This is a genomic window from Streptomyces sp. NPDC005648 (assembly GCF_040605395.1).
Lineage (GTDB): Bacteria > Actinomycetota > Actinomycetes > Streptomycetales > Streptomycetaceae > Streptomyces.
This window is the reverse complement of record NZ_JBEXCS010000132.1, coordinates 1-19167: the sequence shown is the minus strand read 5'-3', so window position 1 is coordinate 19167 and position 19167 is coordinate 1. Positions and strand designations below refer to the sequence as shown.

Annotated in this window: 15 protein-coding genes and 2 pseudogenes; 5 read left to right on the top strand and 12 right to left on the bottom strand. The window is 71.8% G+C overall.

Annotated elements, in window-relative coordinates; all coding sequences use genetic code 11:
- Positions 1 to 807 (top strand): annotated as a pseudogene (locus tag ABZT17_RS41845) (hypothetical protein); the annotation flags it as partial.
- 50 nt (positions 808 to 857) lie between these two features.
- Here the strand turns inward: ABZT17_RS41845 and lysS are convergent.
- On the bottom strand, positions 858 to 2606 hold the full coding sequence (gene lysS, locus ABZT17_RS41840) for a lysine--tRNA ligase (protein WP_356357419.1): 1749 nt from the start codon (positions 2604 to 2606) through the stop codon (positions 858 to 860).
- A gap of 127 nt (positions 2607 to 2733) precedes the next feature.
- Here lysS and argS point away from each other — a divergent pair, with 127 nt between their 5' ends.
- A complete protein-coding gene (gene argS / locus ABZT17_RS41835) occupies positions 2734 to 4494 on the top strand; it encodes an arginine--tRNA ligase (RefSeq protein ID WP_356357418.1) in 1761 nt (586 codons plus the stop codon).
- Here argS and ABZT17_RS41830 read toward each other — a convergent pair.
- Positions 4472 to 5338, bottom strand: coding sequence for a class I SAM-dependent methyltransferase (locus tag ABZT17_RS41830; RefSeq protein ID WP_356357417.1), 867 nt, complete (start codon positions 5336 to 5338; stop codon positions 4472 to 4474). The two genes, argS and ABZT17_RS41830, sit on opposite strands and share 23 nt — an antisense overlap.
- Positions 5339 to 5431: 93 nt before the next feature.
- Between ABZT17_RS41830 and ABZT17_RS41825 the strand changes: the two genes are divergently transcribed.
- Positions 5432 to 6034: a TetR/AcrR family transcriptional regulator gene (locus ABZT17_RS41825; RefSeq protein ID WP_356357416.1), complete on the top strand. Its 603-nt coding sequence runs from the start codon at positions 5432 to 5434 to the stop codon at positions 6032 to 6034.
- An 86-nt stretch (positions 6035 to 6120) separates the two neighbouring features.
- Here the strand turns inward: ABZT17_RS41825 and ABZT17_RS41820 are convergent, their stop codons facing one another.
- Positions 6121 to 6645: a peptidoglycan-binding domain-containing protein gene (locus ABZT17_RS41820; RefSeq protein ID WP_356357415.1), complete on the bottom strand. Its 525-nt coding sequence runs from the start codon at positions 6643 to 6645 to the stop codon at positions 6121 to 6123.
- 57 nt (positions 6646 to 6702) lie between these two features.
- Positions 6703 to 7006 (bottom strand): annotated as a pseudogene (locus tag ABZT17_RS41815) (hypothetical protein).
- On the opposite strand from ABZT17_RS41815, the gene ABZT17_RS41810 reads away from it, so the two are divergent.
- Positions 7005 to 7790 (top strand): DUF4253 domain-containing protein, encoded by a 786-nt coding sequence (locus ABZT17_RS41810; protein WP_356357414.1) that lies wholly within the window; start codon positions 7005 to 7007, stop codon positions 7788 to 7790. The pseudogene ABZT17_RS41815 and the gene ABZT17_RS41810 overlap by 2 nt on opposite strands.
- 10 nt (positions 7791 to 7800) lie before the next feature.
- Here ABZT17_RS41810 and ABZT17_RS41805 read toward each other — a convergent pair whose 3' ends face one another.
- Both ABZT17_RS41805 and ABZT17_RS41800 read right to left on the bottom strand, forming a co-directional pair.
- Entirely contained in the window at positions 7801 to 9012 is a 1212-nt protein-coding gene (locus ABZT17_RS41805) for a PLP-dependent aminotransferase family protein (RefSeq protein WP_356357413.1), read from the bottom strand.
- 111 nt (positions 9013 to 9123) lie between these two features.
- A complete protein-coding gene (locus tag ABZT17_RS41800) occupies positions 9124 to 10026 on the bottom strand; it encodes an SAM-dependent methyltransferase (RefSeq protein ID WP_356357412.1) in 903 nt (300 codons plus the stop codon).
- 252 nt (positions 10027 to 10278) lie between these two features.
- Between ABZT17_RS41800 and ABZT17_RS41795 the strand changes: the two genes are divergently transcribed.
- Positions 10279 to 10497, top strand: coding sequence for a hypothetical protein (locus ABZT17_RS41795; protein ID WP_356357411.1), 219 nt, complete (start codon positions 10279 to 10281; stop codon positions 10495 to 10497).
- Here the strand turns inward: ABZT17_RS41795 and ABZT17_RS41790 are convergent, their stop codons facing one another.
- From ABZT17_RS41790 to ABZT17_RS41765, 6 genes are all read right to left on the bottom strand, one after another.
- Positions 10498 to 10872: a DUF805 domain-containing protein gene (locus ABZT17_RS41790; protein WP_356357410.1), complete on the bottom strand. Its 375-nt coding sequence runs from the start codon at positions 10870 to 10872 to the stop codon at positions 10498 to 10500.
- Positions 10873 to 11190: 318 nt separating this feature from the next.
- On the bottom strand, positions 11191 to 12183 hold the full coding sequence (gene hemB, locus ABZT17_RS41785; RefSeq protein ID WP_356357409.1) for a porphobilinogen synthase: 993 nt from the start codon (positions 12181 to 12183) through the stop codon (positions 11191 to 11193).
- An 82-nt stretch (positions 12184 to 12265) separates the two neighbouring features.
- Complete coding sequence (locus ABZT17_RS41780) at positions 12266 to 12625, bottom strand: hypothetical protein (RefSeq protein WP_356357408.1); 360 nt, start codon at positions 12623 to 12625, stop codon at positions 12266 to 12268.
- Between the two features lie 77 nt (positions 12626 to 12702).
- Entirely contained in the window at positions 12703 to 13617 is a 915-nt protein-coding gene (locus tag ABZT17_RS41775; protein WP_356357407.1) for a glycine betaine ABC transporter substrate-binding protein, read from the bottom strand.
- A gap of 84 nt (positions 13618 to 13701) precedes the next feature.
- The gene (locus tag ABZT17_RS41770) at positions 13702 to 14343 is read right to left on the bottom strand and encodes a hypothetical protein (protein WP_356357406.1); all 642 of its coding nucleotides are present in this window, start codon (positions 14341 to 14343) and stop codon (positions 13702 to 13704) included.
- A 635-nt stretch (positions 14344 to 14978) separates the two neighbouring features.
- Positions 14979 to 18938: a hypothetical protein gene (locus ABZT17_RS41765; protein WP_356357405.1), complete on the bottom strand. Its 3960-nt coding sequence runs from the start codon at positions 18936 to 18938 to the stop codon at positions 14979 to 14981.
- Positions 18939 to 19167 lie beyond the last annotated feature (229 nt).

Here is a 19167-nt window from a genome sequence, read left to right as displayed (position 1 = left end):
CTGCGCTCCTACGAGCAGGTCATCAAGCTGGAGCAGGAGCGGCTGGTCTACCAGGCCCGCCTGCACTCCCGCTTCGGCCGCGCCTGGCGCCGCAAGGCCCCCGTCGAGTCCCTGATGCCCCTGCGCCTGGCCCGCTACGGCGTCCCCCTGGCGGACACGGCCCCCTCGGGCCTGGCAGCGGCGGGAATCGAGCCGGTGCTGATCCCTCCGGCGCCGCGGATCGAGCCCGCCGGATCAGTGCCTGTCCCACAGCAGGTCGCGCCCCCGGTCGAGCAGCGCCCCGAACTCGTCGGCAATCCCAGCACCGCGCCTCAGGTATACGAGCCCGCTCCGCAGCCGCTTCCCGAGCCCGAGGTGAGCCCCTGGCTCCACGCGAGGCCCCCGCAGCAGATCGAGTACCACGGCGGCTACAACCCGGCCTACGACCCCTCGGACCAGTACGCCGAGTGGTACGAGGAGCAGAAGCAGGCGGACCAGTACCGCGAGCAGTTCGAGGAGGAGCCCCCGCTCCCCGGCCAGGAACCCTCCCCCGAGGAGACCGGCACGTTCCCCATCCCGGTGGGCCCGAACCGCACCCGTGAGCTGGGCGAGGGCGGCGGCCCCCCGGAGCCCCCGGAGCCGACGGAGGAGGACTTCTACCAGGTCTTCCGCCAGTCGATAGACGGCAGTTACCCGACCGCGGGCCAGTTCCGCGCGAACGTGGAGGCGACGTACGGCACCGCCCTCCCGCACCGCGACGCCGAACGCATGGTCAATCGCTTCACCAACCGCCACACGGCGGAACTCCAGGAAGACCACATCGCCTGACGGAGTCAAGAACAGGGGCCCTCGAACCGAGGGCCCCTGTCACGTACCGCCTACTCGCCGAGCAGGACCCGCACCCGCTCCTGCCCCACCGCGAGCAGCAGCGTGGGCAGTCGCGGACCCGTGTCACGGCTCACCAGGAGCTGGTACAGCAGGGCGAAGAAGGTCCGCTGGGCCGTCTTGATCTCGGCGGGCAGTTCCTTGGGCCCGGCGTCCGCGGAGAAGCCGGCCTGTACCTTCGGGACGCCGTAGACGAGGTGGGTGAGCCCGTCGAGCGACCAGTTCTCGGCGAGACCGTCCAGCAGCAGTCGTAGGGACTGCTGGGACGCCTCGTCGAGGGACTTCAGCAGTTCGGCGTCCGGCTCCTCGCGCACGATGGTCCGCTGGTCGGCGGGCACGTGCGTGTTGATCCAGGCCTCGGCCTTGTCGTAGCGCGGCCGGGCCTCGTCGAGGGAGGTCAGCGGGTCGGACGGGTCCAGCTCGGAGAGGATCCGCAGGGCCTGGTCCGCGTGTCCGGCGGTGATGTCCGCGACCGACGCGAGCGTCCGGTACGGCAGCGGGCGCGCCGTCCTCGGCAGCTCACCCGCGACCGTGCGCACCGCACGGGAGTGCGCGGCGACATCGGCCGGGAGCGCGGAACCGTCGGCGACCTTGGCGTCCAGCTTGTCCCACTCGTCGTAGAGCCGCTGGATCTCCTGGTCGAAGGCGATCTTGAAGGACTGGTTGGGGCGGCGGCGGGCGTAGAGCCAGCGCAGCAGCTGCGGCTCCATGATCTTCAGGGCGTCGCCCGGGGTGGGCACGCCACCGCGCGAGGACGACATCTTCGCCATGCCGGAGATACCGACGAAGGCGTACATGGGGCCGATGGGCTGCTTGCCGCCGAAGATGCCGACGATCTGGCCGCCGACCTGGAAGCTGGAGCCCGGGGAGGAGTGGTCGACACCGCTGGGCTCGAAGATCACGCCTTCATAGGCCCACCGCATCGGCCAGTCGACCTTCCAGACCAGCTTGCCGCGGTTGAACTCGTTGAGCCGGACCGTCTCCGAGAAACCGCAGGCGGTGCAGGCGTACGTCAGCTCGGTGGTGTCGTCGTCGTACGAGGTGACGGTGGTGAGGTCCTTCTCGCAGTTGCCGCAGTAGGGCTTGTACGGGAAGTAGCCGGCGGAGCCGCTGCTGCCGTCGTCCTCCTCGGCCGCACCCGACCCCTCGGCGGCCTCCAGCTCGGCCTCGTCGACCGGCTTCTGCTGCTGCTTGGGCTTGGCCGGGGCCTTCTTGGTGCGGTACTGGTCGAGGATCGCGTCGATGTCGCCGCGGTGCTTCATGGCGTGCAGGATCTGCTCGCGGTAGGCACCGGCGTTGTACTGCGCGGTCTGGCTGATCCCGTCGAACTCCACGCCGAGCTCGGCCAGCGAGGCGACCATGGCGGCCTTGAAGTGCTCGGCCCAGTTCGGGTACGACGAGCCCTTCGGCGCCGGGACGGAGGTCAGCGGCTTGCCGATGTGCTCGGCCCAGGCGTCCTTGTCGACCCCGGGGATCCCCTCCGGCACCTTGCGGTAGCGGTCGTAGTCGTCCCAGGAGATGAGGTGACGGACCTGGTGGCCGCGGCGGCGGATCTCGTCGGCGACGAGGTGCGGGGTCATGACCTCGCGGAGGTTGCCGAGGTGGATCGGACCCGACGGTGACAGCCCGGAGGCGACGACCACGGGTTTGCCGGGGGCCCGACGCTCCGACTCCTCGATGACCTCATCCGCGAAACGGGAGACCCAGTCGGTGGTCTCGGTGCTCTGAGCCACGATCGGCACGTCCTTCTTTCTGAACGGGTGACGCTCCATTGTCACAGACGCCGATGCGCCCGGGAAAACCGCTTTACCTGCCATGGGATACTGGTTGGGTCTATCGATCCCCACGAGGAGAACGGCACCCATTCCTATGGCCCCGGTCACGTCCCTCAGCGACTCCGTCAACCAGCAGCTCGCGTCCGCCCTCTCGGCCACCCTGCCGGAGGTCTCCGCGGAGCCGCTGCTGCGACGCAGTGACCGGGCGGACTTCCAGGCGAACGGCATCCTCGCCCTCGCCAAGAAGGCCAAGGCCAACCCGCGGGAGCTGGCGACCCAGGTCGTCTCCCGGATCACCACCGGCGACGAGCTGATCAAGGACGTCGAGGTCTCCGGGCCCGGCTTCCTCAACATCACGCTGTCCGACGAGGCGATCACCCGGAACCTGGCCGCACGGTACGGGGACGACACGGGCCGCCTCGGGGTGCCGCTGAAGGAGAACGCGGGCATCACGGTCATCGACTACGCCCAGCCGAACGTGGCGAAGGAGATGCACGTCGGCCACCTGCGCTCGGCGGTCATCGGCGACGCCCTGCGCGGCATGCTCGACTTCACCGGCGAGACGACGATCGGCCGGCACCACATCGGCGACTGGGGCACCCAGTTCGGGATGCTCATCCAGTACCTGTTCGAGAACCCCGGCGAACTGGCCCCGGCCGAGGACGTCGACGGCGAGCAGGCCATGTCGAACCTGAACCGGGTGTACAAGGCCTCGCGTGCGGTCTTCGACGCGGACGAGGAGTTCAAGGAGCGCGCGCGGAAGCGGGTCGTCGCCCTGCAGTCCGGCGACAAGGAGACCCTGGAGCTCTGGCAGCAGTTCGTCGACGAGTCGAAGGTCTACTTCTACTCGGTCTTCGAGAAGCTGGACATGCGGATCCGGGACGAGGAGATCGTCGGCGAGTCCGCGTACAACGAGGGCATGCCCGAGACCGCCCGCCTCCTGGAGGAGATGGGTGTCGCGGTGCGCTCCGAGGGCGCGCTCGTCGTCTTCTTCGACGACATCCGGGGCAAGGACGACCAGCCGGTGCCGCTGATCGTGCAGAAGGCGGACGGCGGCTTCGGCTACGCCGCCTCCGACCTGACGGCGATCCGCAACCGGGTCGCCGACCTGCACGCGACGTCCCTGTTGTACGTGGTGGACGTACGCCAGTCCCTGCACTTCAAGATGGTCTTCGAGGCGGCGAGGCGTGCGGGCTGGCTGACCGACGACGTCACCGCGCACAACATGGGCTACGGCACGGTGCTCGGCGCGGACGGCAAGCCGTTCAAGACGCGTGAGGGCGAGACGGTCCGGCTGGAGGACCTGCTGGACGAGGCTGTCCAGCGGGCCGCCGAGGTCGTCCGGGAGAAGGCCCAGGACCTCACCGAGGACGAGATCCAGGAGCGGGCCGCGCAGGTCGGCATCGGCGCGGTGAAGTACGCCGACCTGTCGACGTCCCCGAACCGGGACTACAAGTTCGACCTGGACCAGATGGTGTCGCTGAACGGCGACACGAGCGTGTACCTGCAATACGCGTACGCCCGTATCCAGTCGATCCTGCGCAAGGCGGGCGACACGAAGCCGGCCGCTCACCCGGAGCTCGAACTCGCCCCGGCGGAGCGGGCGCTCGGCCTGCACCTGGACGCGTTCGGCGACACCGTCTTCGAGGCGGCCGCGGAGTACGCCCCGCACAAGCTGGCGGCGTACCTGTACCAGTTGGCCTCGCTGTACACGTCGTTCTACGACAAGTGCCCGGTCCTCAAGGCCGACACCCCGGCTCAGGTCGGGAACCGTCTGTTCCTGTGCGACATGACGGCCCGCACCCTCCACCAGGGCATGGCCCTCCTGGGGATCAGGACGCCTGAGCGGCTCTGACCGGCCGTTTCGCCGCGACCGTCAGCGTCGCGTAGGTCGCGGTGAAGCTGCCGCCCTGTGCGTCGATGGCGGCTCCCGCGGCCTCCAGGAGCCGCGCCAGGTGCTCGGTGGGCAGGCGAGTGAAGGCGCCCTGGGTGGGCATGACGTCCAGCCAGGCGTCCCGGCTGTAGGTGAACTCCCAGTCGTGGCGCCACTGCTGGAGCTCACCGAAGGCGCCCGTCTGCCGGATGCCGTCGGCGGCCCTGTCGAGAATTGTCTGGTACGCCGTCGCGGCCGGCCTCGTCAGGAGCGTCCGGAAGTCGAAGAGCGGGTCGGGCAGCACGCGTTCGGCGCTGTCGGCGATGGCTTCCAGGAGCTCGGGCGGCAGTTGGGGGACGTTCCAGAAGACGGCGAGGAGACCGCCGGGCCGAAGGACCCGGGCCGCCCGCGCGGCTCCGGCGACGGGGTCCACCCAGTGCCAGGCGGTCCCCGCGACGACGGCGTCGAACTCCCGCCCGCCGGGCTCCCATTCCTCGAAGACGGTCTCCTCGACGTCCACGCCGAGTCGCCGCGCGAGGCCGGCCATCCGTGCGTCGGGCTCGACCCCCAGCACCCGGCGCCCGGCCGCCCGGAACTGGCGGGCGACGATGCCCGTACCGCAGCCCACGTCGAGGAAGTCGGGGCCGGGGCTCGCGTCGACGATCCGCTCCACCAGTGTCTCGGGGTAGCGGGGACGGGCGCGGTCGTAGCGCTCGGCGTCGGCGCCGTAGGACTCGGCGACGTCGCGGCGGCGATGGGGGTCATGCCGGGACGGGTGCTGGGACGGTTGCTGGGACGGTGATCCGGGAACGGGTAAAGTGGGCATGCGCCCACTATGAGTGGGCACGCGCCCACTCGTCAATGGACGCCGACGAGCCCGCGAGCCCGCCCACTCCCCCGTACGAGCGAGAGGGACCGTATGCCGACAGGTGTGGCCATCCGCGATCCCCGCAAGCACCTCTTCGAGGCCGCCGAGCGCATCCTGCTCCGGGACGGCCCGAGCGGGCTGACCAGCAGGGCGGTCACGGAGGAGGCGGGTGTCGCGAAGGGGGTCCTGCACCGGCACTTCGCGGACTTCGACGCGTTCCTGGCGGAGCTGGTGCGCGAGCGCGTGGGCCGGCTGGAGGGCCGGGGCGCGGCCCTGCGCGAGGCGGCCGGAACCGGCACGGTCACCGGCAATCTCACCACCGCGCTCACGGACCTCTTCGACGGGGTGGCCGTCTCGGTCGTGGCCCTCGTCATCGCCCGCGACGAACTCCGCGCACGTCTGCGGGCGTCCGGATCGCGAGGGGTCCCGCTGCTGACGGAGGCGGCGGGAATGCTGGCCGGATACCTCGCGGCGGAGCGGGAGCGGGGCCGTGTCACGGCGGACGCCGAGCTGGAGGTGCTGGCACCGACGCTGCTGGGGGCGGCTCATCTGCTGTACGCCGGCCGGGAGGCGGGGGCCCCGGACGAGGAGGCCGTGGAGAAGGTCGTACGGACGGTCATGGCCGGGGCGTTGCGGGACGCGGACCGCGCCTGAAGGCGGGCACGCCCCGCCCGGATCGAGGAATCGAACGGGCGGGGCGTACCGGTCAGCGGGTGGGTGCGGTCAGCGACTGGGTGCGGTCAGCACCAGCCGCCGCCGCTGTTGGCGAACGCCTTCCAGGCGGCCCTCGTCTTGGGCCCGGCGTCGCCGTCGATCCCGCCGGTGTCGTAACCGACGGCGACGAGGAAGCGCTGGAGGCCTCGGATCGTGTTGGGGCCGACGACGCCGTCCACGGTTCCGGCGTCGAATCCGCGGTCGTTGAGGAAGCGCTGCCAGGCCTTCCAGCTGTTGGTGCCGAGCTGGCCGTCGATCGCGCCGGGGTCGAACTGCCCGACGGGCACGGCGTCGCGGACGTAGCACTGGACGCTCTTGGCCTCGGTGGTGTTCAGACCGAGGTTGTTGACGGCCTGGATGGTGACGGTCGTGCGGGTGGGCGCCTGCTGGGCGGGCGCGGCGGTGGCCGCGGTCGCTCCGGCGAGCGTGCCGACGCCGAGCACGGCCGCGGTGAGGGTTCCGAGCAGGGTTGTCGTGAGCCTGGTCAGGGCCATGTGCGAGTTCCCCGATTCATGAGTGAAGGTGAATGACACGGCGACGACAGTGGTCATGTGCCGTCTCCCGATGAATCTGGTGGTGGAGGGCGCGACTCAGAAGGCGTTTTCAGGTCAAACCGAGCACTCGACTGTCCATTCGCACCACACGACCCTGCCGGGCTCCCGCTCCTCCACGCCCCACGTCACGACGCATCCGCAGCAGAAAGCCACGGCCGGGCGGGACGCCGTGCGGAAGGGCGTTGGTGGCGAGCTCACTGACACGGAGTGAGACGTCGTCGAGAGGGGCCCAGCCGGCGAGACCCCAGAAGGGCAGCGCCCAGCGAGCGAGTTGCCTGGCGGCGGGCACCGAGCGCCGGTGGCGGTGTACGGGCCCTGATGCGTGCTCGACCTCGCCGCCCCCTACAGTCACTGACATGGCGACCCTCCCCAACCCGCTCCCGAACCTCGCGTCCCTCGGCCTCGACCTCCCGCCCGGCCACCTGATCGACGAGACCGACGACGGGCCCTGGCACGAACCCCTTCTCTGGGTCACCGACGAGCAGCCCGCGCCCGGGACCCGGGACGCGCTGCGGGACAGCGCGCCGGCGGTCGGTCTGCTGCCCGTTCTCGTCGATGCCGGCGGAGACGTGGGCGGGCCGGAGGACTGGGAGTTGATGCCCGGGGAGATGTCGTACCCCGGGGACCACGACGCCGACGAGGTGCTCGCCGAGCTCTGGTACGAGTGCGCCGCGGACGGTGAGGAGTGGCCCGGCCTCGCCGACGCCCCGCACGCCGACGGCACCCCCGGCACCGACCCCGAAGCCGCCGCCTCCGCTCTCGCGGACGCCGTCCTCGAAGGCGGCGGCCCTCTCAAGGCCCCCCGCCTCGCCCTCGTCCCCGCCCGCCGCACCGCCGACATCCCCACGGCGATCGGCTGGGCGGGCCCGGCGAACCACGAGGGCGACACGGCCCGTCTGTCGTCGGTGCTCCGCTCCTGGGAGGACCGCTTCGGCATACGGGTCGTCGCCCTCGGCTTCGCGCACCTGCTGGTGTCCGTCGCCGCCCCGCCCCGCACGCTCGCCGAGGCGGAGGCCCTGGCCGCCGAGCACTTCGCGTTCTGCCCGGACAACATCCTCCAGAGCGGCGGCGACACCACCCTCACCGCCTACGCCGAACACCACCTGCTCAACCAGCCGTCCTGGCACTTCTGGTGGGACTGACCGGGGCCGTCTACAGGGACTTCAGCCCCTCCCCCAGCCTCCGCAGCCCCTCCGCGATCTCCTGGGGCGTCTGCGTGACGAAGCACAGCCGCAGGGTCGAGCGGTCGGGCTCGCCGGCATAGAAGGGGGCCCCGGGCACGTAGGCCACATCGTGCCGCACGACCTCGGGGAGCAGAGCCGTCGTGTCGTACGGCTCCGGGAGGCGGGCCCAGAGGAACATGCCGCCCTCGGGCCGGCTCCAGGTCGAGCCCGGGGGCAGGGCGTCCGCCAGCCCCGCCAGCATCGCGTCCCGGCGCTCCCGGTACACCCCGGCGACCCGGGCGACATGCGCGTCCAGGTCGCGGTCCGTCAGATACCGCGCCGCGGCCAGCTGGTTCACCGTGGGGGTGTGCAGATCGGCCGCCTGCTTGGCCACCGCGCACGCGCGGCGCAGTCCGGCGGGCGCCCGCAGCCAGCCCAGCCTGAGCCCCGGCGCCATGACCTTGGAGAAGGAGCCGAGCAGCACGACCCGGTCGGCGGCCCCCTCGTAGGAGGCGATCCACGGCACCCGCTCGCCCTCGAAGCGGAGTTCGCCGTAGGGGTCGTCCTCGACGATCCACAGTCCGCGCCGCAGCGCGACCTCCGCGACGGCGGCCCGGCGCGCGGCGGGCAGGGTGCGGCCGGTCGGGTTCTGGAAGGTGGGGACGGTGTAGAGGAGCTTCGGGCGCTCCCGCGCCACCAGGGCCTCCAGGGCCTCGACGTCCACCCCGTCCGCGTCCCCCGGCACCGGCACGACCCTCGCTCCCGCGAAGCCGAAGGCCTGGAGCGCCGCCAGATAGCAGGGGCTCTCGACGAGGACCGTGTCGCCGGGCTCCAGCAGTGCGGTGGCCAGCAGGGACAGCGCCTGCTGCGAACCCGTCGTCACCAGGATGTCGTCGGCGGTCGTCGGCAGCCCCCGGATCGTGGTCCGGTCCGCCAGCGCCGCCCGGAGCGCCGGCTCGCCCTCCGTCGTCGAGTACTGCAACGCCCGCGCCGCGTCCTGCGCCAGCACCGTCCGGAACGCCTCCGCGATCCCCTCCGTGTCGAACAGCTCCGGGGCCGGCAGCCCGCCCGCGAAGTTGATCACCTCGGGACGGGCGGTGACGGCAAGGATGTCCCGTACCGGCGAACCGCCGATCGACCGGGCCCGCTCGGCGAGCGGCGGGACGGGGGCAGGGGCGGAGACGGACGGGACGGCGGTCATGGGGCGGCTCCCTCGGCTAAGGCTCGTCACCGCAGCCTAGAAAGAAAGATGCCGTCTACACCCGCAATTCCGCGATCCGGACATCGCCCTCCCCCGGGCCTCCGCCCGTCCTCACGCCTTCGTGCCGGTCGCCCCGTACACGTTGATGTCGTCGTCCGTCACGTCGTTGATGTCGCGGTAGCGGATCTTCTCGATGTCGTCGAGGGACTCGAAGTACGCCTCGTCCACGGCCGGCGGCGCGGGCGCGGGGCCGGGGTGCCACTGGTGGGCCGGGACCACGCCGGGGGCGTCCAGGGTGAGGCCGGGGGTGTCGACGTAGAAGCGCTCGACCTCCGCCTTGGAGCGGAAGACGAAGGTGAAGCCACGCTCGGTGTAGGTCCGCTGGACCGCGCGCGTCGGCTCCGGGTGCATCTCGTCGGTGAGATGGCTGAGGACGACATGGCTGCCGGCCGGGAGCGCCTCCACCAGCTCGTGCACGAGCGGGTACGCCTCCTCGTCCTCCACGAAGTGCAGGATCGCCACCAGCAGCAGCGCGATCGGCTTGTCGAAGTCGAGGGTCTTGGCGGCCTGCTGCAGGATCTCGGACGGGAGACGCAGGTCCGCGTCGATGTAGGCGGTACGGCCCTCGGGGCTGGAGGTGAGCAGGGCGCGGGCGTGCGCGAGGACCACGGGGTCGTTGTCGACGTAGACCACCCGGGACTCGGGGGCGATGGTCTGGGCGATCTGGTGGACGTTCTCCGCGGTGGGCAGTCCGGTGCCGACGTCGAGGAACTGGCGGATGCCCTGCTCCTGGGCCAGCCGGGTCACCGCGCGGCGCATGAAGTCGCGGTTGTGCCGTACGTCCAGGTAGCCGCGCGGGTTGGCGGCCAGCGCGGCGGCGGCCGCGGCACGGTCGACCGGGTAGTTGTCCTTGCCCCCGAGGAAGACGTCGTAGACGCGGGCCGGGTGGGCCTTGGTCGTGTCGATCCGCCCTCTCAGCAGTGCGGGATCCTGGCTCAACGCGTCACCGGGCACGGGGTCTCCCTGGGAGAGTCGGGGCGGTCATCCAAGGCGCAACGACCGGTCGTCAACAACCTAACTCCCGAGTGGAGTTGATGGTGCCCGTCCCATGAACTCCCCGCGGGACAGGGCATCCCCGCAGGTCAGCGGCCATCCCCCGGCATCGGCGTCCCGAATCTCGCGCGGAGTGTGGCGTGCGGCGCCGATCACCGCACAGGCTGAGGACAGCAAGCCCCGAGCCCACCCCACGGAAAGGCACGTGCCGCCATGCCCGCCCGAGTCACCCCCCGCGTCCGCCGCCCGCTCGCGGCCGCCGCCCTCGCGCTCGCCGCCCTCGCGATGACCGGCTGCCAGGACGGCACGGGCCTCAGGGACGAAGGCCCGGCGAAGAGCCACGCCCCGCACCTGGACCAGCCGGCCGCCCGGCACACGCAGAGGCCGTCCGGTCGGGAGCACCGACCGGACGGCCCGGAGAAGCGCGGATGATCAGCCGGCGTAGCCGACCGGGGCCGGCTCCTTCGGGTTCGGGCCGTACTGGTTCGGGCCGGGCTGGCTGTCCAGGCAGGTGAAGACCAGCAGCGTGATGGGACCGACGAGCGGGATGACGCCGAAGAGGAGCCACCAACCGGACTTGCCGGTGTCGTGCAGACGACGGACGCCGACCGCCAGGCTGGGCACCAGGACACCGAGGTAGAAGACGACGATCAGGCCGTAGACGACCGAGCTCTTGGACGCGAGGGCGAGCACCAACAGCACCACGTAGGCGATTCCGACGAACAGCGCGTACTGCCAGTACTCCGCGCGGCGCGAACGCCCACTGAACTGCGCGTACTTCTTCAGCGGCTCGAATGCATAGCTCACTTGCGTCCCCCAGGGATCGACGTTCGGACCATCCGGAACGGATCAGGCCAGGCGCAGAAGGTAAGGACGCTGACGCGAACTCGTCAATTCGGTTTGTATACCGCAAGAGTTGAGCGCTTTTCGGACAGATTCACCACAGATCCACCCTGGGATACGGCACCGACCTCGGAGAATCGCCGGAAGGGCAACGCGAGTTAACGGTTCCGAGTTGCTTCCGTATCCGAACCGAGCACGTTCCGTTGCCGGTCGGTGGCCGATTCGAGGCCTGGTGTATTCCCTTCCGTATCCCGATGCGGCCTCCCGGTTCAACCTCCCGGTTCAGCGCACCTTCTGGGCCGCCTCGGTCGCCCAGTACGTGAGGATGTTCTGGGCGCCGGCCCGCTTGATGCCGGTGAGGGTCTCCAGAATGGCCCGGTCGCGCTCGATCCAGCCCTTCTCGGCGGCGGCCTCGATCATCGAGTACTCGCCGGAGATCTGGTAGGCGGCCACCGGCACATCCACGCTGTCGGCCACCCGGGCAAGGATGTCGAGGTAGGGGCCCGCGGGCTTCACCATCACCATGTCGGCCCCTTCCTCCAGGTCCAGGGCCAGCTCACGCAGGGACTCGCGCGCATTGGCGGGATCCTGCTGGTACGTCTTCCGGTCACCCCGCAGGGACGACCCGACGGCCTCGCGGAACGGCCCGTAGAAGGCGGAGGCGTACTTCGCGGTGTAGGCGAGGATGGCGACGTCCTCCCGGCCGATCTGGTCGAGCGCGTCCCGGATCACGCCGATCTGCCCGTCCATCATGCCGCTGGGGCCCACCACATGGGCGCCGGCGTCGGCCTGCACCTGGGCCATCTCGGCGTACCGCTCCAGGGTGGCGTCGTTGTCGACCCGGCCCTGGTCGTCCAGGACACCGCAGTGCCCGTGGTCGGTGGTCTCGTCGAGGCAGAGGTCGGACATGACGAGGAGGTCGTCCCCGACCTCGGCCCGTACGTCACGGATCGCGACCTGGAGGATCCCGTCCGGATCGGTCCCCGGGGTCCCGAGGGCGTCCTTCTTCTCCTCCTCCGGCACCCCGAACAGCATGATCCCGGAGATCCCGGCGGCCACCGCCTCCGCGGCCGCCTTCTTCAGGCTGTCCCGCGTGTGCTGGACGACCCCGGGCATCGCCGTGATCGGCACCGGCTCGCTGACCCCCTCGCGCACGAAGGCGGGGAGGATGAAGTCCGCCGGGTGCAGCCGGGTCTCGGCCACCATGCGCCGCATGACGGGGGTGGTGCGCAGCCGCCGCGGCCGCGATCCGGGAAAGGAGCCGTACGTCGTCATGCCCTCTACGCTACGCCCGCCCCGGGGGCACCTTTGCCGACGTTCTGTCGCGACGGGGTTCCGGGGCGGGCGGTGGTCGTTGCTACGACTGGTGGTAGGTGTAGGTGCGGCCGTTCTTGGACTTCGGGACGTACACCTGGTGCCAGGTCCAGCCCGCCGGCGGGCGGACGTAGTGGAACTCGACCGAGCTGTTGGTCTGCCACCAGTAGTCGGAGGCCGTGGTGCAGCGGTTGGCGGGGACGTCCCAGAACCGGGAGTTGACCCAGTCACCATGGTCGTTGTAGCCGACGAGGAAGAACTTCAGGGCGGCGTTGTTGTCGTTGCAGATCTGGATCTGCACATACGCGGTGGCGGCGCTGGCCGTCGCGGGCGCCGCGAGGACACCGGTGGCGGAGGCCACGGCGAGCGCGGCGATGGTGAGCTTTCTGCGGAGCTTGCGCATGTCGAAGGTGCCTTTCGCGTTCGGGGGAAGGCGTGGAGTGCTCGCTGGAGTGCTCAGTGGGGTGCTCGGTGGAGTGTTCAGCCGAGCAGGCCGTTGGACCGCAGCCAGGTCCGCGCCGTGCCGGACGGGGAGGCCCCGCCGTCGACGGAAGCGGCGAGTACGGCCAACTGCGCTGTGGTGAGACGGGAGTTGAGGCGGGCCAGGGCCTTGCTCGCGGCCAGGCCCGCATAGGGGGCGCCGATGAGCGGGAAGACGTGCTCGGGAGGCAGGGCGCTCTTCGGATCGGTCAGCACGACCAGGCCGTCCCGGGTGATGACGGGGTCGGTGCCGCGCAGGACCAGGACGTCGGCGGTGGCCGAGGTACGGGTCTCGGTGAGGTGAGTGCCGTAGGCCTTGTGCAGCGAGGCGGCCGAGGGAGCGTCCGGATCGCCGGAGGCGGAGCCGCCGAGGGTGAGGCGGCCGGCCTTCGCGAGGTCGGCGAGGGTGCGCAGACCGTGTGCGCGGGCGGTGGCCCGGGTGACGGCGAGGACGACGCCGTTCTCTGCCCGCGCGGGCGGCAGGGCGTCGATGCCCGGGGGCAGGGCCATGCTGAGGGTGGCGGCCATGTTGCCGGGCAGGGTCTGGGCCTCGGGCAGGGCGCGCAGCGTCGAGGTCTCGTAGGCCGGCGCGAGGGCGATCCGGCCCTCCGCCACGGCCCGGGTGGTGTCGGCGGGCGAGGAGTAACGGGTGCTCGCCATACGCACCTTGACCCCCGCGTCGGCGAGCAGTTCGCCGTACAGGGCCGCGACGACCCGGCTCTCGGCCGAGCCGTCGGTGCCGATCACCGTCGGCCCCGCACCGTCCGCGTAGGCGGTCGCACTGTTCTCCTTCGCCGCGCCGCCGCAGCCCGCGACGAACAGCAGCGAGCAGAGGGCGGCCGCGAGGGCGGCACGGGGGCGGGGACGAGGATGAGGACGACGGCTGGGACGAGAACGACGACGGCTGTCTGGCATCACGGAACACCACTTCTGGTGGGGGCGGGCGATCCGGCGCGGTCCGTTGCCTGCGCCGGGCCGCCCGCTGTCCTAGGGGACGGTTCAGCCGCAGTGCGCGGCGCGCTCGCCGGACGTCATCTGCGCGTCCTTGAAGTTGACGTATCCGTTCTGGGGGTGGTCGCCGTCCCAGCCGGCCGCCTGGTAGTTGTTGATGTACCAGATGTAGTGGCCGTAGTAGCGCTTGCCGAAGTGGAGCTCGTACCAGCCCGTGGCCTTCTGCTTGGCGGTGCCGCGCTGGAGCCAGCCCTTGTATCCGGGGCGAACGTTGATGGTCTTGGTCTCGGAGTCGGTGTGCGAGACCGTCCAGGAGTGGGAGTACGAGAGCTCGACGGAGGCCTCGTAGACCTCCCAGAACTTCACGCCCGCCGTGATCGTGACGCCGACCGTGTTCGTGGCGGAGGTCGTGTCCGACCAGTTGACGGTGTTCTGGTTGGTCTCGTGGCCGCAGTTGAACGCGGTGGAGCCCACCTGGTGCGCCGGACCGGTGTACGCGGTGTAGCTCTGCGGGTGGAACTTGCACACGTCGGCCGTGCCGCAGGCCTGGAGGAGCTGCGCGACAGTGGGGCTGCTGTCGGCGTAGGACTGCGGGGCGGCCATGAGGGAGGCGCCCAGGGCGAGGGCGGCGACGGTGCCGGCACTGCGGGCGACGCGGCGGGAGGGGGTTGAGCGGAGCGCGAATCGCATCGAATACTCCAGTGGAAGTCGGCTTTCCCGTCTGGAAAGCTCGGCTGACGAAATCCGGGAATTGCTCATGCGCTTCTTCTTTGCCGGCCCTCGGGGTATGAGGGCCGGCACGGTGACCGCTCCGCCGCCGCACCGGGGGGAGTCGGCAGCGGTGGAGCGGGCCGTTCGACATCCACTGTCGGAGCCTCGGAATTGTTGATCAATGCAGGCCAGAGGGGTAAACAACGCGATCGGCGACCTACCGACGGGTATGGCGCGGCGGGGGACGCCGGCGTGACGGACGGGATACACGGACGTGACGGCGCTGTTCCTCACCGCCTGTGGCACCGCGCTCCGAACTCGTTCCCGCACGCACACCGAAGGCGCGTTCCGGTGCGAGACGAAATTTCCCCGCTGACGAGTCCTGGTCCACGGGCCCGGTTGCTCGATGCGTCCCTCGGCGCGCCGGCGGTATCGCCACACCGGTCACCCCACACGAGCCGGCCGCTCCCCCCGCCCGGCAAACGGCACACCCCGAGACCCACGCCCTCCAGCGGGCCGGCCTTCCACCCCTCCCGCGCCCCGGTAGCGGCCACCGCCCGCGAGTCGTTCGCTGTCGCTGCCCGCCAGACCGCGCGCCGCGAGAGCAGTGCCCTTCAGCCGGCGTGTCTGCCGTGCCCTTCAGCCGGCGTGTTCGCCGCCCTCTCGTGCGCACCGGCCCGGTCACTTCCCGCCCGGTGCTCGCCTGTGCGCTCCTTGCCCGCCGCGTGCTCACCCGGCTGGCGCCCACCGGCACCGTGCTTCACCCGTCCCCGGGGCCGGGGATCGGGGGTGGGCGAAGGCTTCCGGTCGTCGGTGGTGTTCGGGGGCGCGGTCGTCGCCGGTCGCCCGACGAGGTCGGGGCCGGCCTCGGTCACGGCCTGTGCGGGACTGTCGTCCGGGCCGGACTCGGCACAGACGCGGACGTAGGGCACGCCGGGGAGGTAGCTCCGCCACTCGGCGGTGGTCAGGGTCCGCCCGGCGCGGGCACAGAGCCGGGCGGCGACCTGTGTGGGGCCGACGGGATAGGCGCGGACGGAGACATGGGGGCCGACGGCGTAGAGGTAGCCGTCGGGGCCGAAGGCCAGCGAGCTGATCGCATCACCCGAGGTGGCCGGGCTGTCGCCCAGGGGCCGGTTCAGGTCGAGGTCCCACAGTCTCAGGGCTCCCGAGCCGTAGGCCACGGCGAGGGTGGAGGCGCCGGGGTCGAAGGCCAGGGCGGTGACCCGCTCGCAGGCGACGCATCCGGCGAGTGCGGGCGGCGCCGGGATCACCGCTTCCGGGGCGCCGTCCCTTCCGGTGGCCCACACGGTGACGGTGCCGAACGCCCCGCCCGTCGCCACATGAGCGCCGCCGGCGCTGACCGCGAGGCCGTACTTCTGTCCCCAGTCGATGAAGGGGGGATGCGGGTCCGGCCCGTCGGACGATATGGCCATCCGGCCCGAGAATCCGGCCACCATCGCCTCCCTGTCCACGGCCCGCTGATCGTCCGACTGCTTCCAAGGGATGCCGTGCGCGGTGTCCCACATCTGCCCGACGAGCGGGCCCGCGGGTGTGGTCCAGCCGACCAGCAGCTTCCGTCCGCGCGCGGTCAGGACGATTGCGCGGGCCGCGCCCCCGGCCGGACCCGTCACCTCGAAGGAGGTGCCTTTGCCGTCCGCCGACGAGACATCGCGCACCGCGAACCGCGCGGTGTGCAGGGCCCCGGACAGCACGCTCGTGCCGTAGGCGATGCTGCGGCTGTCCGGGCTGAAGGCCAGCAGGGGGAGGGACGCCTCGGCGAGGTCGGCGGCCGGGCGGGGGAAGGCCAGTTGGGTGACGAGGCGGGCGGAACGGGTCTCCTGGAGACGGAGCCGGTAGCCGGCCGCGTCGCGCTCCGCGATGGCGAGGAACCGGCCGTCCGGACTGAGCGCCACGGCGTCCACGGGCCGCTCACGCCACGAGGAGCCCGGGACGGAGCTGAGGTCGAGGGAGTTGACGGTGCTGCCCGTCAGATAGCGCAGGGTCCGGCCGGCCGGGTCCCAGGCGAGGGCGGTGACGGAACTGCCGGGCACCGGCTGGCGCAGCACCGGCAGCCGTGGTGCCGCGACGCGCCAGACTGTGACGCCGTCGGGGCCGGACGCCGCCAGAAACGCCCCGTCCGCCGTGAAGGCGAGGTGTTCGGCGGCCGGTCCGGCGAGTTCGGCCAGTTGTCGCCCAGTGGCGGTGTCCCAGATGCGGACACCGGTGTCCGTGGCCATGGCGAATCGTCTGTGGCCCCCGCCGAAGGCGACGGTGGCCGAGGAGCAGTCCGCCGTCTGGAGGCTCTGCCAGGAGCCCGGTCGGATCCGGTCCCGTACGGGGTCCCACACCTCCGGTGGCCGGTCCGGCCGGCAGACGGCCACCAGTCCGTCGTCCGGCGAGGGCACGGGATAGGCGTCGCCCGCCGCCTCGAACAACGTCCTGCCGCCGTCGGCCGCGCGCAGCCGTACCTCGGGGTCCGGTCCGGTGTCCCGCACGACATAGCTGTGTCCGTCGGCCCCGAAGCCCAGGACCCGGCCACCCGCCACGGGGCGGCCGGTTCCGGTGCCCGAGCCCAGGTGCCACAGGCTCCCGTCGGTCAGCAGCAGGTTCCGGCCGGCGGCGTCGGCCCCGGCCACCTTGCCGTCCGGCAGCGGACCCAGGCCGGTGAGACGGTGCGTGGCCACGTCCCAGGAGGACCATGCGCCGGTGCCCGTCACCAGCAGGGTGCGGCCGGAGTCGGTGAGGAAGGCGCGGTCGTCCTCACCGAGGACCGGCCCGGTCAGGACGTCGTCCTGGGGTTCCGCGAGCGTGTTGGTCATGGCGGCGCGGCTGACCGGGCCGGGGTCGAGCCGCCAGGCGGCGACACTCAGCAGTGCGGCGGTACGGGGATCGACCGGTTGGGTCCGGGCGGCGAGGGCGACGGCCTCCAGGGCCGCGGCGCGGGTGTGCTCCAGTTCGGCCGCGTCGCCGCGCTGCCAGGCGATCTGCCCGGCGACGAGCGCGCCCACCACGACGACGGTGCAGGCGGCGGCCAGGAACCGCATCCGCCGTCGTATGCGCCCCGCCGTCCAGCGCTCCATCGAGTCGGCGACCCGGGAGGCGCTGAGGAAGGCCCGTTCGCGCCCGGTGAGCCCGTGGTTCTCGGCGTTCCGGCCGAACAGCAGGTCGGCGACGGCGAGATGGGTACCCCGGTAGAGGTTGGCGGGGTCGTGGTCGCGCTCCTTCCAGAGCCGCGCGGCCTCGCTGAGGCGCCGGTGCTCGCGCAGCCCTTCGCGGTTCGTCTCGATCCACGCCTGGAGTCGGGGCCAGTGCGTGATCAGGGCCTCGTGGGCGAGTTCGACGCAATCGTCGTCCAGGTTGACGAGCCGGGCGTCGGCGAACCGGTCGAGGACGAAGGGGAGTTCGGGGTCGGGCCACTCCCGCAGATCGGCGCGGCAGTACGAGCGGCGGGTGTCGGCGCTGCCCTCGCCGGGGGTGATGAGCGCCAGTAGCAGGCGCCGCGCGGTGGCGGCCTGCGCGGGCGAGAGGCCGCCGTAGACCTCCTCGGCGGCGGCGGCGATCGCGCCGTTGATACCGCCCGCCGCCTCGTAGGCGGCCAGTGTCAGAACGCCGCTGGTCCGTCTTCGCCAGGTCTCCCGCAGGGCCTGCGAGAACATCGGCAGCGCGCCGGGCCGGTCCGCGGCCTCTTCCACGATCCGGGCGGCGAGCTCGCGCTCCACCCGCAGCCCCGCCGCGGTGGCCGGCTTGACCACCGCCTCCTGCAGTTCCGCCCGTGTCATGGGCCGGACCGCCAGGGAGCTGTGCCGCAGCGCGTCGGCCAGACCGTCGTGCTCCACGCAGCGGGCGTGGAAGCTGCCGCCCACCGCGATCACCACCCGCAGCCGGCTCGCCGGTTCACGGGCGGCCAGGAGACGGTCCACGAACCGCCAGCGGTCCGCCCGGTCCCGGCAGAGCGTGAAGATCTCCTCGAACTGGTCCACCACCAGGAACCGTTCCGGGCCGTCCGGCGGCGGATCGAGCAGCCGCTCATGGGTGACCGCGGGCCGGGGCCCCGGCGTGATCAGCCGGAGGTCCATGCCGCAGCCCCTCTCTCGGATCAGGTCGTCGAGACGGGGCAGCAGCCCGGCGCGCAGAAGGGAGGACTTCCCGCTGCCCGAGGTGCCGTGCAGCACCGCGAACCGGTGGTCGGTCACCAGCTTCAGCGCGTCCTCGGCCAACCGGTCCCGGCCGAAGAACAGGTCCCTGTCGTCCGGCTCGAACCGCGCGAGCCCGTGGTAGGGGGAGTCACCTCGGTCCGTGTCCTGCGGCGCCGTCTCCTCGACGACGGCCTGACGGCGGCGCTCCCACTCGTCCGGATCGGCTCCACAGGCCAGCGCGTACGCCCGTACCACCGCGGCCGACGCCAGTCGCTCACCGGAGGCGGCCCGCGACAGGGCGGTCACGGAGAGACCGGTGCGCTGGGACATCGTCCGGTACGACGGTGATCCGCCGTTCCTGCGCAGCGAGCGCAGTTCGTGCGCGAAGCGCTGCAGGGGGCCGGCGTCGGGATCCACCGGCCGTTCGGGACGTCCCAAGGTGCCACCTCACCTCAGGGCATGCGAATGCCCCAGCAAGCGATTTCCTTGTACTTTAAAGTATCGGGGGAGTATTCCAGCCCATCCGGAGCTCGCTGACAAGACCCCTTGGGATCAGTGCGGCGGGGGGGGGGGGGGGGGGCCCCGCCCCCCCCCCCCCCGCCCGGCGGGCCCCCCCCCCCCCCCCCCCCCCCCCCCCCCCCGCCCCCGCCGCCCGCCCGCCCGCCCC